We start from the raw sequence: 20,111 nt of genomic DNA, 5'->3' as shown, positions 1-20,111 counted from the left end.
CCCGTCTGAGCGTTCACACAGCAGCGGGTGACTGACTTACACTGCGCGACATGAAAATCATCCCTCACACGCAAATCGCGGAGCCGACGGTCACTTGCTCAAGCTGCGCAGCCTGCTGCTGCCAGCTCGAAGTCATGCTGATCACCGACACTGGTGTGCCCGAACGCTTCATCGACACCGATGACTGGGGCGGGGAAGTCATGCTGCGCCTGGACGACGGCTGGTGTGCGGCGCTGGATCGCAACACGATGATGTGCACCATCTATGAAAAACGCCCGCTGATCTGCCGGGAATTCGAGATGGGTGCGCCGGAATGCATCGATGAGCGCCAGGGGATTTCCACGGCGTATCGCTGAAAGTGCTCTCCCCTGCAGGAGCGAGCTTGCTCCCACAGGGCATTGGCCAAACTGTCTAAGCAGTGATCCTTACAACGGCATCGTATAGTGCAACGCGTAACTCTCGGCGCCGTCGTTCGGGTTGGTCATCCCCGCGTTGGAATAGTGAATTGCCCGAATCCCGACTTCATGCCCGCCGGCAAAACGCAGACCAAATCCCAAGCGGTCTTCAAACTCGAAAACACTGCCAATGTGATTGTCTTCGACCCGGGTATGGTTGAAAAACGCCACGCCCACCCCCAGTTCGACGTAAGGTTTGACGCTCTCCCCGGCAAACTCGTAAACGAACACTGGCGAGAACGAAAGACTATTGTTGCTGGCACTCTTGCGGCCATTCCAATAGGTGTAGGCACCGTTCCAGTAACCGGTCAGGCGACCGACGTCGCTCTGCCACCAACTCTTGTCCCAATCGAACTGCATGCCCAATCGATAAGTCATGGTCGAGTCGCTGGTCTCGCCGACCCCGAACTCCACGCCTGCCGCTTGTGCGGTAAAACTGTGCCCCATCAGTGCGGCCGCAATCGCGGCCAAGCAGAATAGACGCTTCATTAGAAACTTCCTTTTCCGAACGATTACGTTTGGTTTTTTTGGTGCTCGACACTCACAGCTATAGAAGTCGGCGATTTATTAGAAGTTCACCCCAATTATTCGCTTGTCCCACAACCTTTTACTCGTTGAATCTTTGCACAACGCCAGCGGTATTCCACAGTATCGGCAAAATATTTGTGAAGTGAAGGGGATCGGCACTGGTCCAGAATTGCGCCCCACGCGCAGGTCCTTCAGCGAGCAAATTGCGCTCGGCCAGCAAACGCTGAAGTTGGCGCGCAACAGCAGCACCGGTGTCGATCAAGCTGATGTCATCGGGGATCATCTGCTTGAGCATCGGCTTCAGGAAAGGGTAATGGGTGCAGCCCAGGATGATGGTGTCAGCCCCTTCGGCAAGCAAGGGCTCGACGTAACCTGCCAACAACTGACGCAATGCGGGACTGTGCAAATCCCCCTTCTCAATCAGCTCCACCAGCCCAGGGCAAGGCTGGGTGATCACGCGCACATCCGTGGCGAAACGGTCGAGCAATGCCGCGAATTTGGCGCTCTGCAATGTACCGGTCGTGGCCAGCACGCCAACCACGCCACTACGGGTCGCGGCAGCCGCCGGTTTGACGGCCGGTTCCATGCCGACGATAGGCCATTGCGGATAATCGCGTCGCAGGTCGGCAACCCCCGCGACGGTGGCCGTGTTGCAGGCCAGCACCAGGGCCTTGGCGCCCTGCCGTTGAAAGAAGCCGGCCATGACGCTGCAACGCTGTCGGATGAACTCCGGGGTTTTCTCGCCGTAGGGAACATTGCCGCAATCGGCGACGTACAGCAGTGACTCGTTGGGCAACAAACGCTGGATCTCGGCCAGCACCGAAAGCCCACCGACGCCGGAGTCGAACACGCCAATCGGCGCTTCACGCATGCTTTGGCCCACAAACGCTACAGCCCGGGTCCCGCTTGACGCGCAACTCACGGAAACGCGAGCCCAAGGCGTCGATCAACAACAGGCGCCCCACCAACGGCTCGCCGAAACCCGCCAGCAGCTTGAGTGCCTCAAGGGCTTGAAGGCTACCGACCAGCCCCACCAGCGGACCGACCACTCCGGCCTCGCTGCAGGTCAGTTCGGCCTCGCTGCCATGCCCGTACAAACAGTGGTAGCACGGACTTTCCGGACGACGCGGGTCGAACACCGACAACTGCCCTTCAAGGCGAATCGCCGCGCCGCTGACCAGCGGCTTTGCGGCGGCCACGCAAGCGGCATTGATCGCTTCACGGGTGGAGAAATTGTCGGAACAGTCGAGGACCAGGTCCACCCCTGCAACGGCCGCCGCCAGGGAGTCTTCATCCAGCGCCGTACGATGGGCGACCAGTTGAACCTCGGGGTTGATTGCCGTCAGGCGCTTGATCGCCGAATCGACCTTGCTCATGCCGACGCTGTCGGTGTCGTGAATGATCTGGCGTTGCAGATTGGTCAGGTCGACCGTATCGAAGTCCGCCAGATGCAACTGGCCGACACCCGCCGCTGCCAGATACAGCGCTACCGGCGCGCCCAAACCACCAAGACCGACAATCAGCACGCGACTGTCTTTCAAGCGCAACTGACCGTCGATGTCGACGTGGTGCAACAGAATCTGCCGGCTGTAACGCAGCAACTCCTGATCATTCAGCATGGCAGACGCCCCAGACTGATGCGTTGATGACCGCCCAGATCGGTACGGCTGTGGACTTCTTCAAAGCCACGGGTCAGCAGCAAATCACGCACCGCCTCGGCCTGGTCATATCCGTGTTCTAGCATCAGCCAGCCACCGGCTGCCAGATGCTCCGGTGCCTGAGCAACGATCAAGCGCAAATCGTCGAGCCCGTCGACTCCGGCCACCAGGGCACTGGCCGGTTCGAAGCGCACATCGCCTTCCGCCAGGTGCGGATCGGTCGCCGCGATGTAGGGTGGATTGCTGATGATCAGATCAAACCGCTGCCCTTCCAGGGCGCTGAACCAATGACTGCTCAGCACCGTGGCGTTGTTCAAATTCAGGCGCTGACGATTGCGTTCGGCCAGGGCCACCGCTTCGAGCACGCGATCGACGGCGGTGACCTTCCAGGCCGGACGCTCGCTGGCCAGGGCCAGGGCGATGGCACCACTGCCGGTGCCGAGGTCGAGGACCCTGGACGGTATAGCAGGCAACAATTCAAGCGCGGCTTCCACCAACAACTCGGTGTCCGGACGCGGGATCAGCGTGTGTGGCGCCACTTCCAGATCGAGCTTCCAGAAGCCTTGCTGGCCCAGAATGTAGGCCACCGGCTCACCGCTGCGACGGCGCTGCAGGTATTCGGCGAACGTCAGCGCCGCTTCGCTCGGAACGATGCGCTCCGGCCAGGTGTGCAGAAAACTACGGGACTTGCCCAACGCCGCCGCCAGCAACAATTCTGCATCCAGACGCGCCGTGGGCGAGTCGGGCAGATCGGCAGCGCGCAACAAACTGGCGATGATCGTCATTTACTCACCTATCGCCGCCAGTTGATCGGCCTGATACTCGGCCAGCAACGGCTCGATCACCGCATCGACGCCGCCGGCGAGGATTTCGTCGAGGGAATACAGCGTCAGGTTGACCCGGTGATCGGTGACCCGGCCCTGGGCGAAGTTGTAGGTGCGGATGCGTTCGGAACGATCACCCGAGCCCACCAGCAATTTACGCTCGCTGGCAATGGCATTGGCAGCGGCACTGGTCTGCTGATCGTTGAGCTTGGCCGACAGCCAGGACATCGCCCGTGCACGGTTCTTGTGCTGGGATCGCTCTTCCTGGCACTCGACCACGATACCGGACGGCAAATGGGTGATGCGGATCGCCGAGTCGGTCTTGTTGACGTGCTGGCCGCCGGCACCAGAGGAGCGATACGTGTCGATTCGCAAGTCTGCCGGGTTGATCTCGATCGCTTCCTGTTCATCCGGCTCGGGCAATACCGCCACGGTGCACGCCGAGGTATGGATGCGTCCTTGGGATTCAGTGGCGGGGACCCGTTGCACGCGGTGCGCACCGGATTCGAATTTCAGCTTGCCGTAGACGTTGTCGCCTTCCACACGGGCGATGACTTCTTTATAGCCGCCGTGCTCGCCCTCGTTCTCTGAAAGGATTTCCACCCGCCAACCGCGACGCTCGGCGTAACGCGAATACATGCGGAACAGGTCGCCGGAGAAAATCGCCGCTTCGTCACCACCAGTACCCGCGCGGATCTCCAGGAAGACGTTACGACCGTCATTCGGATCCTTGGGCAGCAGCATGCGTTGCAGGCTGGCTTCCAGTTCGACCAGGCGTTCCTTGGCTTCGCGGACTTCTTCCACGGCCATTTCGCGCATGTCCGGGTCGCTGTCCTTGAGCAATGCCTGGGCACCTTCGAGGTCGCCCTGTACTTTGAGCAACTGTTTATAGGTGTCGACAATCGGCTCGACTTCCGCGTACTCCTTGGAATAGGTGCGGAATTTGTTCTGATCGGAAATGACCTCACCATCGCCAAGCAAGGCGGTCAATTCCTCGAAACGGTCCTGGAGGATGTCCAGCTTATTGAGCAGTGACGCTTTCATTGCGGTTTCTTATCCGAAAAGCTTTCCGATGAGCCCTCACCGAGGGCAAAGAGTTCCTGGGCCATCGCCAGCGCATCGAGGCGACCTTCGGCAGAGAGCTTTTTCAACTGCACGCTCGGTGCGTGCATGAGTTTGTTGGTCAGGCCACGGGCCAGTTGCAGCAGCACATCGTCGGCACTCGCGCCGTTGGCCAGCAGGCGCTGGGCCTTTTGCAGTTCCTCGTCGCGCAAGCGTTCGCTTTGTTGACGATAGGCCTTGAGTACGTCCACCGCCGCCAATTCGCGCAGGCGGACCATGAAATCCTCGGCGCCGACCGACACCATCTCTTCCGCCGCTTGGGCAGCGCCTTGCCGGCTCTTGAGGTTTTCGGCGACCACTTCATGGAGATCGTCGACGCTATACAGATAAACGTCGTCCAACTCGCCGACTTCTGGTTCGATATCCCGGGGAACGGCGATATCCACCATGAAAATGGGTTTGTGCTTGCGCAGCTTCAGGGCGCTTTCCACGGCGCCCTTGCCAAGGATCGGCAATTGGCTGGCAGTGGAGCTGATGACGATGTCACTGCGCACCAGTTCCGCCGGGATGTCCGACAGCAGCACTGCATGGGCGCCGAACTGCTCGGCCAATGTACTCGCCCGCTCCAGCGTGCGATTGGCGACCACTATTCGCTTTACGCCGAGGTCATGCAGATGGCGGGCGACCAGGGTGATGGTCTCGCCGGCGCCAATCAGCAAGGCCTGGCTGCGTTGCAGGTCGCTGAAAATCTGTTTCGCCAGGCTGACCGCGGCAAACGCCACGGAGACCGGGTTTTCGCCGATGGCGGTGTCGGTGCGCACTTGCTTGGCGGCATTGAACGTGGCCTGGAACAGGCGTCCGAGCAACGGGCCAATGGTGCCGGCCTCCCGAGCCACGGCGTAGGCCGATTTCATCTGGCCGAGAATCTGCGGTTCACCCAGCACCAGCGAATCGAGCCCGGAAGCCACCCGCATCATGTGACGAACTGCCGCATCATCTTCGTGCACATAGGCGCTCGCGCGCAGCTCGTCGAGGCTCAAATGATGGTATTCGGCCAGCCAGCGCAGAACGATATCCGCCGACAGGTGATCCTGTTCTATATAGAGCTCACTGCGATTGCAGGTGGAGAGGATCGCAGCTTCGCGGCTGTCGGTGAGTCGGCAGAGCTGCTGCAAGGCCTCCACCAGCTGCTCAGGGGTAAAGGCCACGCGCTCGCGGACGTCTACTGAAGCAGTCTTGTGGTTAATACCGAGTGCAAGGAAGGCCATTCAAAGTCGCTGATGGTGACGTGAAGCCGGCAATTGTCCTACTTCGACGGAATCAGAACAACTATTCGATATCTATTGCCATGGCAGGCTTCCGCCCGTACTGCGAGCCGTTCTCGTTTACAGGCATGCACATGCGAAAATGGCAGGCCGGTTATGTTTGGCCCAAGGCTTGTGTCATGATGATCCGACCGCAGGTTAGTCGTCCTCTTCCTATATGAATAGATCCTCCGCGTTGCTCCTCGCTTTTGTCTTCCTCAGCGGCTGCCAGGTCTTGGCACCCGTATCGTCGGACGGTACGTCGCCGGTCGAAGACAGCACTCCGGCACCTGAAAAGCCCAAGGTTTACAGCTCATTCAGCGAAGACACGGTCTTCAGCCTGCTGAGCGCCGAACTGGCTGGCCAGCGCAATCGTTTCGACATTGCCCTGGACAACTATGTGACCCAGGCCATCAACACCCAGGATCCGGGCATCTCCGAGCGGGCATTCCGTATCGCCGAGTACCTGGGCGCCGACCAGGCCGCCCTGGATACTTCGTTGATCTGGGCCAAAAACGCCCCGAACGACCTCGAGGCGCAACGTGCCGCGGCCGTACAACTGGCACGCGCAGGGCGCTATGACGACTCCATGGTCTATATGGAGAAAGTCCTGCAAGGCAAGGGCGACACCCATTTCGACTTCCTCGCCCTGTCCGCCGCCGATACCGACCAGGACACGCGTAACGGTCTGATGAAGAGTTTCGACCGTTTATTGCAACGTCACCCGAACAATAGTCAGCTGATTTTCGGCAAGGCTTTGCTGATGCAGCAGGATGGAGACGCCAAAGGCGCGCTGACCCTGCTGGAAAACAATCCGCCTGATGAAGGCGAAATAGCCCCGATTCTGCTGCGCGCGCGCCTGCTGCAAACCCTCGATCGCGGTGACGAGGCCTTGCCACTGCTGCAAAAAAGCATCAAGAAATACCCGGACGACAAACGCCTGCGCCTGACCTACGCACGCATGCTCGTTGAACAGGACCGGATGGACGACGCCAAAGCCGAGTTCTCGAGCCTGGTCCAGCAATACCCGGAAGACGATGAATTGCGTTATTCCCTGGCGCTCGTGTGCCTGGAAGCCAAGGCCTGGGACGAGGCCAAGGGCTACCTTGAAGACCTGATCGCCCGGGAAAGCCACGTCGATTCCGCGCACCTCAACCTTGGCCGCATCGCTGAAGAGCGCAACGATCCACAGGGTGCACTGGTCGAATATGGCCAGGTGGGCCCGGGCAATGATTACCTGCCGGCACAATTGCGCCAGGCCGATATCCTGATGAACAACGGCAAGACCGCCGAAGCACAACGCCGCCTGGCGGCCGAACGCGATGCGCAGCCGGACTACGCGATCCAGCTGTACTTGATCGAGGCCGAAGCCCTGTCCGCCAACAAACAGGGTGACAAAGCCTGGAGCGTTCTGGGAACAGCCCTGCAGAAATACCCGGACGACTTGAACCTGCTCTACACCCGCGCCATGCAGGCGGAAAAGCGCAATGACCTGGCGCAGATGGAAAAAGACCTGCGCCTGATCATCAAGCGCGATCCGGACAACGCCATGGCGCTGAACGCCCTGGGCTACACCCTGTCCGATCGTACGACCCGTTACGCCGAAGCCAAGGCCCTGATCGAACAGGCCCACCAGATCAGCCCGGAAGACCCGGCGGTCCTCGACAGCCTCGGCTGGGTCAACTTCCGCCTGGGTAACCTCGACGAAGCCGAACGCCTGCTGCGCCAGGCGCTGCAGCGTTTCCCTGATCAGGAAGTCGCCGCGCACCTGGGTGAAGTGCTATGGGCCAATGGCAAGCAACGCGAAGCCAAACAAATCTGGGGAAAATTCCTCAAGGAACAGCCTGACAGCCCAACCCTGCGCGGCACCATCAAACGCCTGACCGGATCAGAGACTCTTTAAGATTATGTTTTTGCGCCACATCATCGTTTTCAGTTTCATCGCCCTGCTCGCCGGTTGCGCGGGCTTCGGTGCCCGCGAATCCGTCGAGGGCCATGGCAACCCCGCCCAATGGCGCGAACACAAGCAACAACTGACCGGTCTCGACGGCTGGCAGATCGACGGCAAGATCGGCATTCGCGCACCCAAGGATTCAGGTAGTGGCACGCTGTTCTGGCTGCAACGCCAGGATTACTACGACATCCGCCTTTCCGGCCCCCTGGGTCGCGGTGCGGCACGCCTGACCGGGCGGCCGGGCAAAGTCTCTCTGGAAGTCGCCAACCAGGGCCGCTATGAAGCGCCGAGTCCGGAAGTCCTGCTTGAAGAACAGCTGGGCTGGAAGTTGCCGGTGTCCAATCTGGCCTGGTGGGTCCGCGGACTCCCGGCTCCGGACAGCAAAAGCCGCCTGACACTCGATGGCGACAGCCGCCTGGCCAATCTCGAGCAGGATGGCTGGCAAGTCGAGTACACCGCCTACACCGAGCAAAACGGCTACTGGTTGCCCGAGCGCATCAAACTGCACGGCACCGACCTTGATGTCACCCTGGTGATCAAGGCCTGGCAACCGCGCAAGCTGGGGCAATGACATGCCTGCCACTCGCCTGACCCTGCCCTCCCCGGCCAAGCTCAACCTGATGCTGCACATTCTCGGTCGCCGCGAAGATGGCTATCACGAATTGCAGACGCTGTTTCAATTTCTGGACTATGGCGACGAAATCACCTTCGCCGTGCGCGATGACGGTGTCATTCGCCTGCACACCGAGTTCGAAGGCGTCCCCCATGACAGCAACCTGATCGTTAAAGCGGCGAAAAAACTTCAGGAGCAATCCGGCTGCTCGCTCGGCATCGATATCTGGATCGATAAAATCCTGCCCATGGGCGGCGGGATCGGTGGCGGCAGCTCGAATGCCGCAACCACCCTGCTGGGCCTGAATCACCTCTGGCAATTGGGCTGGGATGAGGATCGGCTGGCCGCCCTGGGTCTGACGCTAGGTGCCGACGTCCCGGTTTTCGTCCGTGGTCACGCCGCTTTCGCCGAGGGCGTGGGCGAGAAACTGACCCCGGTAGACCCGGAAGAACCGTGGTATCTCGTGCTCGTGCCGCAAGTATCTGTAAGTACGGCAGAAATTTTTTCCGATCCGTTGTTGACACGTAACTCGCCGCCCATTAAAGTGCGCCCCGTTCCCAAGGGAAACAGTCGAAATGACTGCTTGCCGGTAGTATCAAGGCGTTATCCAGAGGTACGTAACGCATTGAATTTGTTAGGTAATTTTACCGAAGCAAAACTCACCGGAACTGGAAGTTGTGTGTTTGGGGGCTTCCCAAGCAAAGCTGAAGCTGATAAAGTCTCGGCCCTTCTTACAGAGACCCTTACAGGGTTTGTAGCAAAAGGAAGCAACATTTCGATGTTGCATCGCAAGCTGCAAAGTCTGCTCTAAAGGAATCGATTACTGGGTAATCGTTGCAACAGATACAGGGGCGTCGCCAAGCGGTAAGGCAGCAGGTTTTGATCCTGCCATGCGTTGGTTCGAATCCAGCCGCCCCTGCCATTTTCCTATACTCATCCAGGTTACCCTCAGCCTTCAGGTACTGCGCGTGTCCAAGATGATGGTCTTTACGGGGAACGCTAACCCCGATCTGGCTCGGCGTGTCGTACGTCAGCTGCATATCCCTCTCGGTGACATCTCTGTCGGTAAATTCTCCGACGGCGAAATTACAGCCGAGATCAATGAAAACGTCCGCGGTAAAGATGTTTTCATTATTCAGCCGACTTGCGCTCCGACCAACGATAACCTGATGGAACTGGTAGTGATGGCCGATGCCTTCCGCCGCTCCTCAGCTACTCGTATCACTGCTGTTATTCCTTACTTTGGTTATGCCCGTCAGGATCGCCGTCCGCGTTCCGCACGTGTGGCTATCAGCGCGAAAGTCGTGGCTGACATGCTTACCGTAGTCGGCATCGACCGTGTTCTCACGGTTGATTTGCATGCTGACCAAATCCAGGGCTTCTTCGATATTCCGGTAGATAACATCTACGGCTCCCCGGTTCTGGTGGATGACATTGAAGATCAGCGCTTCGAAAACCTGATGATCGTGTCCCCGGACATTGGTGGCGTCGTGCGTGCACGTGCCGTTGCCAAATCCCTGGGCGTGGATCTCGGGATCATCGACAAACGCCGTGAGAAAGCCAATCACTCTGAAGTGATGCATATCATCGGTGATGTCGAAGGGCGTACCTGTATTCTGGTCGATGACATGGTCGATACCGCCGGCACCCTGTGCCACGCGGCCAAGGCCCTGAAAGAGCATGGCGCTGCCAAGGTTTTCGCCTACTGCACGCACCCTGTGCTGTCGGGTCGGGCGATCGAAAACATTGAAAATTCCGTGCTGGACGAGCTGGTGGTGACCAACACCATCCCGCTGTCCGCTGCTGCACAAGCCTGTGCGCGTATCCGTCAACTGGATATCGCACCGGTAGTTGCCGAGGCGGTCCGCCGCATCAGCAATGAAGAATCGATCAGCGCGATGTTCCGCTAAGGGCCCTGCCCTTCTCGAACATCTCGTTGACGAAAAGCGCCCCGCCCCGGCATTCCTGTCGGGGCGGGGCTTTTTTGCCCATATCGCCTTTAGCGCTGGTCGCAAACGCTGGGGCGAATGTGGTTATTTTGGAGATACAACATGAACGATTTTACTCTGAATGCTGAAGTGCGTTCCGACCTGGGGAAAGGTGCGAGCCGCCGCCTGCGTCGTCTCGCAAGCCTGGTTCCAGCTGTAGTTTACGGTGGCGAAAAAGCACCTGAATCCATCAGCATGCTGGCTAAAGAAGTTGCCAAACTGCTCGAAAACGAAGCGGCTTACAGCCACATCATCGAGCTGAACGTTGGCGGCACCAAGCAAAACGTAATCATCAAGGCTCTGCAGCGTCACCCGGCCAAAGGCCACGTGATGCACGCTGACTTCGTACGCGTAGTTGCCGGCCAGAAGCTGACCGCTACCGTTCCAGTGCACTTCATCAACGAAGCTGCTCCGGTGAAGAAAGGCGGCGAGATTTCGCACGTTGTTGCTGAAATCGAAGTGTCCTGCCTGCCAAAAGACCTGCCTGAATTCATCGAAGTTGACCTGGCTAACGCTGAAGTCGGCTCGATCATTCACCTGTCCGACATCACCGCCCCTAAAGGCGTTGAGTTCGTTGCTCTGGCTCACGGTAACGACCTGGCTGTTGCCAACGTTCACGCTCCACGTGTTGCTCCAGAAGCTACCGAAGAAGGCGCAGCAGAGTAATTTCACTCTGTTCGCCGGAGTGACCGGAAACATCGCGGACTAGAGCGTAGCGAGAAAGCGGGCGAGAACGCGGAGTTTACATAATGGTAAATGAGCAATTTTCGTCCACTTTCGCCGCACTCCCTGATGGCGGCGATGTTATCCACCACTCCAAAGAAGGGCCCCTATCGTGACTGCCATAAAACTGATCGTTGGCTTGGGAAATCCAGGCGCTGAATACGAACAGACCCGGCATAACGCAGGGGCCCTTTTTGTTGAGCGCATCGCGAGCGCACAAGGCGTGAACCTTGTGGCTGATCGCAAATATTTCGGCCTGACCGGGCGCTATACGCATCAGGGTCAGGATGTTCGTCTGCTGATTCCCACCACCTATATGAACCGCAGCGGCCAGGCCGTAGCGGCACTCGCCGGATTCTTCCGCATCAAGCCCGAAGAGATCCTGGTGGCGCACGACGAACTCGACCTGCCTCCGGGCGTCGCCAAGCTCAAACAGGGCGGCGGCCATGGCGGTCACAACGGGTTGCGCGACATCATCGCGCAACTGGGCAATCAGAATACCTTTCACCGCTTGCGGCTTGGCATTGGCCACCCGGGCGTTGCCAGTATGGTTTCAAATTTCGTCCTGGGTCGTGCGCCACGCGCCGAACAGGAAAAACTCGATGCCAGCATCGACTTTGCCCTCGGCGTGCTGCCGGATATCCTCGCCGGTGAATGGAACCGCGCGATGAAAAACCTGCACAGCCAGAAGGCCTGACTCTTATCCGAGGGGAAACACCATGGGATTCAATTGCGGCATCGTCGGCCTGCCTAACGTCGGCAAGTCCACCCTGTTCAACGCCCTGACCAAATCCGGTATCGCGGCAGAGAACTTCCCCTTCTGCACCATCGAGCCCAACAGCGGTATCGTGCCGATGCCGGACCCGCGCCTGGAAGCCCTGGCCGCGATCGTCAATCCGAAGCGCATCCTGCCGACCACCATGGAATTCGTTGACATCGCTGGCCTGGTGGCCGGTGCGTCGAAAGGTGAAGGCCTGGGTAACAAATTCCTGGCCAACATCCGCGAAACCGATGCCATCGCCCACGTGGTCCGCTGCTTCGAAGACGAGAACGTGATTCACGTCTCCAACAGCGTCGACCCGAAACGCGACATCGAAATCATCGACCTGGAACTGATCTTCGCCGACCTAGACAGCTGCGAGAAGCAACTGCAGAAAGTCGCGCGCAACGCCAAGGGCGGTGACAAGGACGCAGTGGTCCAGAAAGGCCTGCTGGAGCAATTGATCGCTCACTTCACCCTGGGCAAGCCTGCGCGCAGCCTGATGAAGAACATGAGCGCCGACGAAAAAGCGGTGATCAAGGGCTTCCACCTGCTGACCACCAAACCGGTCATGTACATCGCCAACGTCGCTGAAGACGGTTTCGAAAACAACCCGCACCTGGACGTGGTAAAAGCCATCGCCGAAGAAGAAGGCGCCATGGTTGTACCGGTCTGCAACAAGATCGAAGCGGAAATCGCCGAACTGGAAGACGGTGAAGAGAAAGACATGTTCCTCGAAGCCCTGGGCCTCGAAGAGCCAGGCCTGAACCGCGTGATCCGCGCTGGCTACGAAATGCTGCACCTGCAGACTTATTTCACCGCCGGTGTCGAAGAAGTCCGCGCCTGGACCGTCCGCGTAGGTGCCACCGCACCACAAGCTGCGGGCGTGATCCACACCGACTTCGAAAAAGGCTTCATCCGCGCCGAAGTGATCGCCTACAACGACTTCATCCAGTACAAGGGTGAAGCCGGTACCAAGGAAGCCGGTAAATGGCGCCTGGAAGGCAAGGACTACATCGTCAAGGACGGCGACGTGATGCACTTCCGCTTCAACGTGTAAAACACCCGCTCAAGAAAAAGCCGCGTTTGATACGCGGCTTTTTTGTGCCTGCTGTCCCGGCCTGAATCAGATCTTTTGGGTACGCGGCAGGAAAATCGCCAGCACTCCGAGCAACGGCAGGAACGAACACAGCAAGTACACGTATTCGATACCGCGAATATCCGCCAGATGGCCCAGCAAGGCCGCGCCGATGCCGCCAAAACCGAACATCAGGCCGAAGAACACCCCGGCAATCATCCCGACATTGCCCGGCACCAGTTCCTGGGCGTAGACCACGATCGCCGAGAACGCCGAAGCCAGGATGAAGCCGATGACCACGCTCAGAATGCTGGTCCAGAACAGATCAACGTGCGGCAAGACCAGGGTGAACGGCGCTACGCCGAGGATCGAGAACCAGATCACCGCCTTGCGCCCGATCTTGTCGCCGATCGGCCCACCAAAGAAGGTCCCCGCCGCAACCGCACCGAGAAACAGGAACAGATGCAGTTGCGAACTGGCCACCGACAGGTCGAACTTCTCGATCAGGTAAAAGGTGAAGTAGCTGGTGAAACTGGCCATGTAGAAATACTTGGAGAACACCAGCAGCCCCAGCACCACCAAAGCGCTGATCACCCGGCCTCTGGACAAGCCGTGAGTCGCCGCCTGGCCCTGTTTGAGCTTGAACAGGTTCAAATGGTTGGCGTACCAGCGACTGATGCGGTAGAGCACGAACAACGCAAACACAGCGAACAGGCCGAACCAGGCCACATGCCCCTGACCGTAGGGAATGATGATGGCGGCCGCCAGCAAGGGACCGAAGGCCGACCCCGCGTTGCCACCGACCTGGAAGGTCGATTGCGCCAGCCCGAAGCGCCCGCCCGAAGCCAGTCGCGCCACACGTGAAGCTTCCGGGTGAAAGGTCGAGGAGCCGATACCGATCAACCCCGCCGCCAGCAAAATCAATGGAAAGCTGCCGACCACCGACATCATCAGAATCCCGACCAGCGTGCACACAGTACCGGCGGGCAACAGCCAGGGCTTGGGATGGCGGTCGGTGTGGTAACCGACCCACGGCTGCAATAGCGAAGCGGTCAGTTGAAAGGTCAAGGTGATCAGGCCGACCTGGGTGAATGTCAGGCCGTAGTTGGCCTTGAGCATCGGGTAAATCGACGGCAATACCGACTGGATCAGGTCGTTGATCAAATGCGCCAGCGCCACCGCGCCGATGATGCGCATCACCAACGGACTGCTTTGTGAAGGAGTGGCCGCCGATGCAGTGGCGGACTGAGCATTGCTGATAGCCATGAGAATTTCCGGACAACAGGTAGGTGCGCACAGGCAGGTGCGCCAATGTGCCATTTTTCGGTGCAACAACGCCATCCCCTTAGCCTGCTAACGACTTCGATATTCATCGGCAAAACGGTGATAGCTCAACGCCATGGTCTGAATCTTGCCTCGCTCTTGCGCTTCAACGCGGCCCTCTTACAAAGGGGACCGAGAATGGGAAGTTTCACCACAGAGTCGGCCTACAGAGCGGGCAAAGGTGAACTTTCGAGGCCTTTTACGGGGCACAGATCGTGGTCGCCGAGACCTCGATGCACGCCAATGGCGCGTGGTGTCCGAAGGAGTCATGGGGCATGCAGGCTTTTTTATCACCGGGGATCAGGCTGCTGGGGCGTTTTGGCTTCGCACGCAAATTTCAGCTGTTGTTTCTGCTGTTTATCCTGCCGCTGGCCGGCAGTCTATGGATGATTGGTCTGGACTATCGCGACAAACTGAACCTGATTTCCGGCGAACGGGCCGGAGTCCGTCAATTACTCGCTCTGGATGCGCTCGATAACCTGCTGGAGGCACAGCGTGACCGTGCGGCTCGCTGGCGCGCCACCGAAACCAATCGCCAGCCAACGCCGGCCACCCTCGCCGCCATGGGCGCATTCGACGCGGTCCAACCCGCTGTCGCCCAAGCCACTTCAGACCTGAGCAGCGCCCTGCAAAAGGAAGGCGCGGAAGGCGAAACCCTGACCCGTTTTCAAGCGCTGCAAACTGCCCTCAACGGCCTGGATTCGAAAAGTCTGAGCAGCGTCGGTTGGTGGCCGGACGGCTACGATCGCTTCACCAACGCGTTGAGCGCCCTGCAAGCCTTGCGCGAGCAGATCGCCATGGATAATCGGCTGACGCTGGCACCCTGGCTGGAAACCTACCTGCTGACTCAGATCTCCACCCAGCACGCGCCCGACCTGATCGAACGCGTCGGCCGCCTGGCCAGTGTCGGTCAGGCCTCGGTGGTGTCCGGGCAATTCACGTTGCAAAGTCGCCTGCAACTGCGCGACTTGCGCAGCCGCATCGGCGATGCCCGGGAACAACTGGCCAAAACGGCAGGTTTACTTGAGGCGCGGTTGCCCAGCGCTCTGCAAGGCTGGGCCGGGCAATACCATAACAGCCTCAAGCACCTCGACGCCGGCCTGAAAGTCCTGGATGACGGCGTGTTCGGCGGCAGCATCACCCTCAAGCCCGAGGAGTTCGAACGCAGCCTCGACGCCCTGCTCTCCGACCTTGCCGCGTTGCGCCAGCAATCGTTGATCTCACTGGATCAGCGTCTGGATGACTACCAGGGTTCTGCCATACGCCAGTTCATTTTGGCGGCGAGCATATTTGGCTGCCTGCTGCTGGCCGCGCTGTACCTGTTCATCTGCTTGCAGGCGTCGATCCGCCGTAGCGCCAGCGGTATCACCTTGCTGGCCGAAGCCTTGCGCGATGGCAATCTGAGCTTGCAGGTGCCAGTACAAGGCCGCGACGAACTGGCAGCCATCAGCACCGCCCTCAACGTCGCGGTGGTGCAATTGCGCGCCAGCCTGCTGGGGGTCGACCACGAAACCCTGCAACTGAGCAACGCGGTGCAAACCCTCAATCATCACTCCGCCGACGCCTTGGGCGAGGTCGAAGCCCAACAACTGCAAATCAGTCAGATTGCGGCGGCGGCGACACAATTGGCCGCGACTTCCCAAGGCGTGTCCGACAGCTGCGAACGAGCGTCCGGCAGCGCTCAGCAGACTCAGCGTATCGCCGCCGACAGCAGCCGTGACAGTCAGCGCACAACGGCCAGCATCCAACAACTCAATCAACGCCTGAATGACACGGCAGCGGCGCTGGGACGGGTCAGTGAGCAGGGGCAGCAGATTCAACTGGTGGTCGATACCATTCGCGGCGTCGCCGAACAGACCAACCTGCTGGCGCTCAATGCCGCCATTGAAGCGGCTCGCGCCGGCGAACAGGGCCGCGGCTTCGCGGTGGTGGCCGATGAAGTGCGCAGCCTGTCACAGCGCACCCAGTCCTCGACCGCGCAAATCGCCGGCACCGTCGATAGCCTGCGCAGCACCGTGAACGAAGCCGTCAGCCTGATGGAAGCGGCCTGCGGGCAGGCTCAGACCGATGCGCAAGCCGTCACCGGCCTCGGCCATCGATTGGGGGAGATTGCCAGCGCCGTCCAGGGCGTCACCGACACCCTGGCGCAGATCGCCACGGCGGTCGACGAGCAAGCGAGCACCGCCGATGAGGTCAGCGGCAACATCCAGCAAGTCGATCAGGCGGCGGTCCGCTTGCTCGAAGGCGCGCGGGCGGTGAACCTTGCGGCAGACACCTTGAGCCAGGGCAGCAAGGCTTTGAGCGCCAATACCGGCAGATTTCAGCTCAAATGATGCCCTGCCCTGACCCGTTTTTTCGGGTCAGGAGGATAAGCGGTTGAAAGTGTAGAGAAATATTTTAGATTTATGCTTGACGCATCCCCGTTACCGGTGAATAATGCGCGCCACTTGGCTACATAGCTCAGTTGGTTAGAGCATAGCATTCATAATGCTGGGGTCCGGGGTTCAAGTCCCTGTGTAGCCACCAAGTACTAAAAACGGCTTACCGAAAGGTAGGCCGTTTTTTTATGCCTGCTTTTTATGCCTGCTGTAGGAGCGAGCTTGTTCGCGATGATCGTCAACGATGACGCGGCGAGCCTGATACCCCGCAGCGTCTCTGGATTCATCGCGAGCAGGCTCGCTCCTACATAAAACAGCCTCAACCTCAGATCGTTGGTAACGCCGACAAAGCCCGCTCCCAGATCTGCCAGGTCCGCAACCAGACCATCGCCTGCCAGTCGCTATCAGCCGGATAGAACTGCTCCAGCAGATTCAACTTGATCTCGCGCCCCACCGCGTCGCTCGGATTGCCGTGCAGATGCAGCCAGTGGTCATCGCGCAGATGCCGATGCACCTGTGCTCCCGGATACGTTCCACACTCAATGACGAATGGCATCAGCCGCACCTGCGGCAGCGCATTGATCAATGCCTGCGAGGTGTAGCCAGTCGCGGTGGCCGCAACACCGGTTTCGCTCAGGGTGTCGGCACCGGTGTGCAAGGTGTAGAGCCACGGACCATAAATCGCCTGCGCATCGACCAGCGCCGGATAGGCCGCTTCGGTAATCGTCAGCAGCATTGGATGACCGTATTCGCCGGCCCCGGTGTGCAAGTCGAAACACATGGCGACATCGGCATGGGCTACATGCTTCTGGATGATCTGGTGCAAGGTGCGATTCGACCAGCTCGGCGCCAGTCCGCCATAGAACAAACCATCGGGATGCGCATGCTGCCCGCCTTCTACAATCGACATGACCGCCGGCCAGCCGTGTTCGCGAATCTGCGCATCCAGCAAGGCGTCCGTGCGCTCACGCTCGGGACCTTGCAATTCGGAGCAGGCGTAGATTTCGTGCAAACCCTCATACGCCTGGTTGTCCGGCAGGGGCCGCTCGAAGTTCAGGTGATTGCGGTTGAGGTCGATGTTGTCTTCGTTGACCCGACGCAGCCACGCCGTCCCCCAGGGGTTGATCAGGTGGATCATTACCACGGCGACATCGGCCGGCAGCGAACGCTTGCCCAGTTCCTGCAGCCACTTGATCTGACACCCCGAGCCATAAAAGCCTTCAACCCCATGGGTGCCGCTGAGCGCGATCAGCAGACGTTTGGCGCCCGGATCACCCAGGACAGCCACATCGGTGCTCAAGGCCTCGCCGAAGGGTCCTGTGAGCGGGTGTGGATACTCGGTCAGCGTCGCGCCGGCGGCGGTGGCCGCCGCGAGGAATTGTTCGCGCTGGGTGCGGTAGCTTGGCTGGGTCGGGAACTCGGTCTGCATGTCTGCCTCTTATTGATCTTCTGGCCTGCCTGATGGCATCGACCCTACAGAAATTCCATCCATTGATGAAGGAAAAAAGCGTCCTGGCCGTGGGACATGGTTTGCGTCACCGGGCGGTGGCCGATAAAGTCCACGAATCCTTTATCCCATGGACGGAGTGCCCCGCATGTTCTCAGCCTTCCACTTGAAGCGCATGCGCCTGTCAGCGTTGTCTATGATCACTGTGGCTTTAGCCCTGACCGCCTGCAACGCGCCATCGGTCTCGACGCTACCGGTCGCGCCGGAAAGCGCTTCCGGCTATCGCACCGACCTGCAAACCCGGCACGCCTCGAAGCACATGGCGGCCGCTGCCAACCCGCTGGCGGCCGAGGCCGGGCGGGAAATGCTGCGTCGTGGCGGTTCGGCCATCGATGCGGCGATTGCGATGCAAGCGGTGTTGACGCTGGTCGAGCCGCAATCGTCGGGCATTGGTGGCGGCGCTTTGATCATGCTGTGGGACGGCAAGAACGTGCGCACTTATGACGGCCGCGAAACGGCACCGGCCGGTGCCACGGAAAGGCTTTTCCTGCAAGCCGACGGCACACCCATGCCTTTCACCCAGGCGCAGATTGGTGGTCGCTCGGTAGGGACGCCAGGCGTATTGCGCGCCCTGGAACTGGCCCACAAAAAACACGGCCGCCTGCCCTGGGCACAGCTGTTCGAACCGGCGATCAAGCTGGCGGAGCAAGGCTTCGTTATTTCGCCACGCCTGTATCAGTTGATCGCGTCGGATTCGTCGCTGCGCAGCTCGCCCGACATGGTCGCCTACTTCCTGACTGCCGATGGCCGCCCGAAAGCCGTTGGCACCCGCCTGAAAAACCCGGCATTGGCCGCCGTGCTGCAACGCATCGCCAACGAAGGGCCGGATGCGTTGTACCAGGGCGCTGTCGCGCAGGAAATCGTGGACAAGGTTCAGGGCCACGCCAACCCTGGCAGCCTTTCACTGAGCGACCTCAAGGGCTATATGGCCAAGGAGCGCGCGCCACTGTGCACCGATTACAAGCGCTGGCAGGTCTGCGGCATGCCGCCACCGTCGTCGGGCGGGATCGCCGTGGCGCAGATCCTCGGCACGCTTCAAGCCTTGGAGACACGCAATAACCGCTACGCCCTGGCACCGCTGAAACCGGTGAAAACCGACGCGCCTGCGGGCAGCGAACCGTCTCCGCAAGCCGTGCACCTGATATCCGAAGCCGAGCGCCTGGCCTATGCCGATCGCGCGCAGTACGTGGCGGATACGGACTTCGTGCCGGTTCCGGTGAAAGGCCTGGTAGACCCGGCTTACCTGGCCAGCCGCGCCGCACTGATCGGTGAACGCAGCATGGGCACGGCTGAACCGGGCACGCCTCCGGGCATTCAGATTGCCTATGCGCCGGACCGGTCGCCGCTGCGTATTTCCACCTCACAGGTGGTAGCGATCGACGACGAGGGCGGCGCAGTGTCCATGACCACCACCATCGAGTCTGCGTTTGGCTCGCACCTGATGGTGCAGGGATTCCTGCTCAACAACGAAATGACGGACTTTTCCTTCATCCCCGATGAGCATGGGCAAAAAGTCGCCAACCGCGTCGAACCCGGCAAGCGCCCACGTTCGTCCATGGCCCCGACCTTGATCTTCGACCGCCAGAGCGGTGAATTCCTCGCCACAATCGGCTCACCCGGCGGTTCGCAAATCATCGAGTACGTCGCCAAGTCCACCATCGGCCTGCTCGACTGGAACCTCGATGCGCAGCAAACCATCAACCTGCCCAATTTCGGCAGTCGCAATGGCCCGACCGAGCTGGAACGCGGGCAGTTCAGCCCGGCGCTGATTCAGGCGTTGAAAGCCAAAGGGCATGAAGTGAATGAAATCGACATGACCAGCGGCACCCAGGCGATTGTTCGAACAAAGGATGCCCAAGGCAAAGTATCGCTGACCGGTGGAGCCGACCCTCGGCGTGAGGGAGAAGCGCTGGGGGATTGAGTCTTACGCAGAGATGAGAAAGGGCCTACCGAGGG

General features: G+C 59.9%; 18 protein-coding genes and 2 tRNA genes. 12 read left to right on the top strand and 8 right to left on the bottom strand.

Features of this window, described 5'->3' with window-relative positions; all coding sequences use genetic code 11:
• Positions 1 to 50 precede the first annotated feature (50 nt).
• Positions 51 to 356, top strand: coding sequence for a YkgJ family cysteine cluster protein (locus F7R06_RS23500; RefSeq protein ID WP_090325124.1), 306 nt, complete (start codon positions 51 to 53; stop codon positions 354 to 356).
• A 69-nt stretch (positions 357 to 425) separates the two neighbouring features.
• Here the strand turns inward: F7R06_RS23500 and F7R06_RS23495 are convergent, their stop codons facing one another.
• The 6 genes from F7R06_RS23495 to hemA form a co-directional block, all read right to left on the bottom strand.
• Positions 426 to 944, bottom strand: coding sequence for an acyloxyacyl hydrolase (locus tag F7R06_RS23495; RefSeq protein WP_090325125.1), 519 nt, complete (start codon positions 942 to 944; stop codon positions 426 to 428).
• A gap of 118 nt (positions 945 to 1,062) precedes the next feature.
• Complete coding sequence (gene murI / locus F7R06_RS23490; RefSeq protein ID WP_090325127.1) at positions 1,063 to 1,854, bottom strand: glutamate racemase; 792 nt, start codon at positions 1,852 to 1,854, stop codon at positions 1,063 to 1,065.
• A complete protein-coding gene (locus F7R06_RS23485; protein WP_090325128.1) occupies positions 1,847 to 2,602 on the bottom strand; it encodes a molybdopterin-synthase adenylyltransferase MoeB in 756 nt (251 codons plus the stop codon). The genes murI and F7R06_RS23485 overlap by 8 nt, the downstream gene beginning before the upstream one ends.
• The gene (gene prmC, locus F7R06_RS23480) at positions 2,596 to 3,426 is read right to left on the bottom strand and encodes a peptide chain release factor N(5)-glutamine methyltransferase (protein WP_090325130.1); all 831 of its coding nucleotides are present in this window, start codon (positions 3,424 to 3,426) and stop codon (positions 2,596 to 2,598) included. The genes F7R06_RS23485 and prmC overlap by 7 nt, the downstream gene beginning before the upstream one ends.
• A complete protein-coding gene (gene prfA / locus F7R06_RS23475; protein ID WP_090325132.1) occupies positions 3,427 to 4,509 on the bottom strand; it encodes a peptide chain release factor 1 in 1,083 nt (360 codons plus the stop codon).
• Entirely contained in the window at positions 4,506 to 5,795 is a 1,290-nt protein-coding gene (gene hemA, locus F7R06_RS23470; RefSeq protein WP_090325133.1) for a glutamyl-tRNA reductase, read from the bottom strand. The genes prfA and hemA overlap by 4 nt, the downstream gene beginning before the upstream one ends.
• Before the next feature lie 214 nt (positions 5,796 to 6,009).
• On the opposite strand from hemA, the gene F7R06_RS23465 reads away from it, so the two are divergent.
• The 8 genes from F7R06_RS23465 (at position 6,010) to ychF (ending at position 12,929) form a co-directional block, all read left to right on the top strand.
• Positions 6,010 to 7,734 carry a tetratricopeptide repeat protein gene (locus tag F7R06_RS23465; RefSeq protein ID WP_090325135.1) on the top strand — a complete coding sequence of 575 codons (1,725 nt, stop codon included), beginning with the start codon at positions 6,010 to 6,012 and terminating at the stop codon, positions 7,732 to 7,734.
• Positions 7,735 to 7,738: 4 nt separating this feature from the next.
• Entirely contained in the window at positions 7,739 to 8,356 is a 618-nt protein-coding gene (gene lolB / locus F7R06_RS23460) for a lipoprotein insertase outer membrane protein LolB (protein ID WP_090325137.1), read from the top strand.
• Position 8,357: 1 nt separating this feature from the next.
• The gene (gene ispE, locus F7R06_RS23455) at positions 8,358 to 9,209 is read left to right on the top strand and encodes a 4-(cytidine 5'-diphospho)-2-C-methyl-D-erythritol kinase (RefSeq protein WP_090325139.1); all 852 of its coding nucleotides are present in this window, start codon (positions 8,358 to 8,360) and stop codon (positions 9,207 to 9,209) included.
• 36 nt (positions 9,210 to 9,245) lie between these two features.
• Positions 9,246 to 9,320: transfer RNA gene (locus F7R06_RS23450), tRNA-Gln, on the top strand.
• Between the two features lie 46 nt (positions 9,321 to 9,366).
• Positions 9,367 to 10,308: a ribose-phosphate pyrophosphokinase gene (locus F7R06_RS23445; protein ID WP_003171603.1), complete on the top strand. Its 942-nt coding sequence runs from the start codon at positions 9,367 to 9,369 to the stop codon at positions 10,306 to 10,308.
• 141 nt (positions 10,309 to 10,449) lie between these two features.
• Positions 10,450 to 11,052 (top strand): 50S ribosomal protein L25/general stress protein Ctc, encoded by a 603-nt coding sequence (locus tag F7R06_RS23440; protein WP_090325140.1) that lies wholly within the window; start codon positions 10,450 to 10,452, stop codon positions 11,050 to 11,052.
• 169 nt (positions 11,053 to 11,221) lie between these two features.
• Positions 11,222 to 11,806, top strand: a complete 585-nt coding sequence (gene pth, locus F7R06_RS23435) for an aminoacyl-tRNA hydrolase (RefSeq protein ID WP_090325142.1) — start codon at positions 11,222 to 11,224, stop codon at positions 11,804 to 11,806.
• A 22-nt stretch (positions 11,807 to 11,828) separates the two neighbouring features.
• Entirely contained in the window at positions 11,829 to 12,929 is a 1,101-nt protein-coding gene (gene ychF / locus F7R06_RS23430) for a redox-regulated ATPase YchF (protein WP_090325143.1), read from the top strand.
• A gap of 66 nt (positions 12,930 to 12,995) precedes the next feature.
• Here ychF and F7R06_RS23425 read toward each other — a convergent pair whose 3' ends face one another.
• The gene (locus F7R06_RS23425; protein WP_090325145.1) at positions 12,996 to 14,213 is read right to left on the bottom strand and encodes an MFS transporter; all 1,218 of its coding nucleotides are present in this window, start codon (positions 14,211 to 14,213) and stop codon (positions 12,996 to 12,998) included.
• 332 nt (positions 14,214 to 14,545) lie between these two features.
• Between F7R06_RS23425 and F7R06_RS23420 the strand changes: the two genes are divergently transcribed.
• Both F7R06_RS23420 and F7R06_RS23415 read left to right on the top strand, forming a co-directional pair.
• The gene (locus tag F7R06_RS23420) at positions 14,546 to 16,603 is read left to right on the top strand and encodes a methyl-accepting chemotaxis protein (protein ID WP_090325146.1); all 2,058 of its coding nucleotides are present in this window, start codon (positions 14,546 to 14,548) and stop codon (positions 16,601 to 16,603) included.
• A gap of 116 nt (positions 16,604 to 16,719) precedes the next feature.
• Positions 16,720 to 16,796, top strand: a tRNA-Met gene (locus F7R06_RS23415).
• Positions 16,797 to 16,973: 177 nt separating this feature from the next.
• Here the strand turns inward: F7R06_RS23415 and F7R06_RS23410 are convergent.
• Complete coding sequence (locus F7R06_RS23410; protein WP_090325148.1) at positions 16,974 to 18,077, bottom strand: DUF2817 domain-containing protein; 1,104 nt, start codon at positions 18,075 to 18,077, stop codon at positions 16,974 to 16,976.
• Between the two features lie 166 nt (positions 18,078 to 18,243).
• Between F7R06_RS23410 and ggt the strand changes: the two genes are divergently transcribed.
• The gene (ggt, locus tag F7R06_RS23405) at positions 18,244 to 20,076 is read left to right on the top strand and encodes a gamma-glutamyltransferase (RefSeq protein WP_090325153.1); all 1,833 of its coding nucleotides are present in this window, start codon (positions 18,244 to 18,246) and stop codon (positions 20,074 to 20,076) included.
• The last annotated feature ends 35 nt before the right edge of the window (positions 20,077 to 20,111 follow it).

Origin of the sequence: Pseudomonas moorei (assembly GCF_008801475.1) — a bacterium.
GTDB lineage: Bacteria > Pseudomonadota > Gammaproteobacteria > Pseudomonadales > Pseudomonadaceae > Aquipseudomonas > Aquipseudomonas moorei.
Note: the sequence above shows the minus strand (reverse complement) of the source record. Positions and strands in the feature narration are given on the sequence as shown.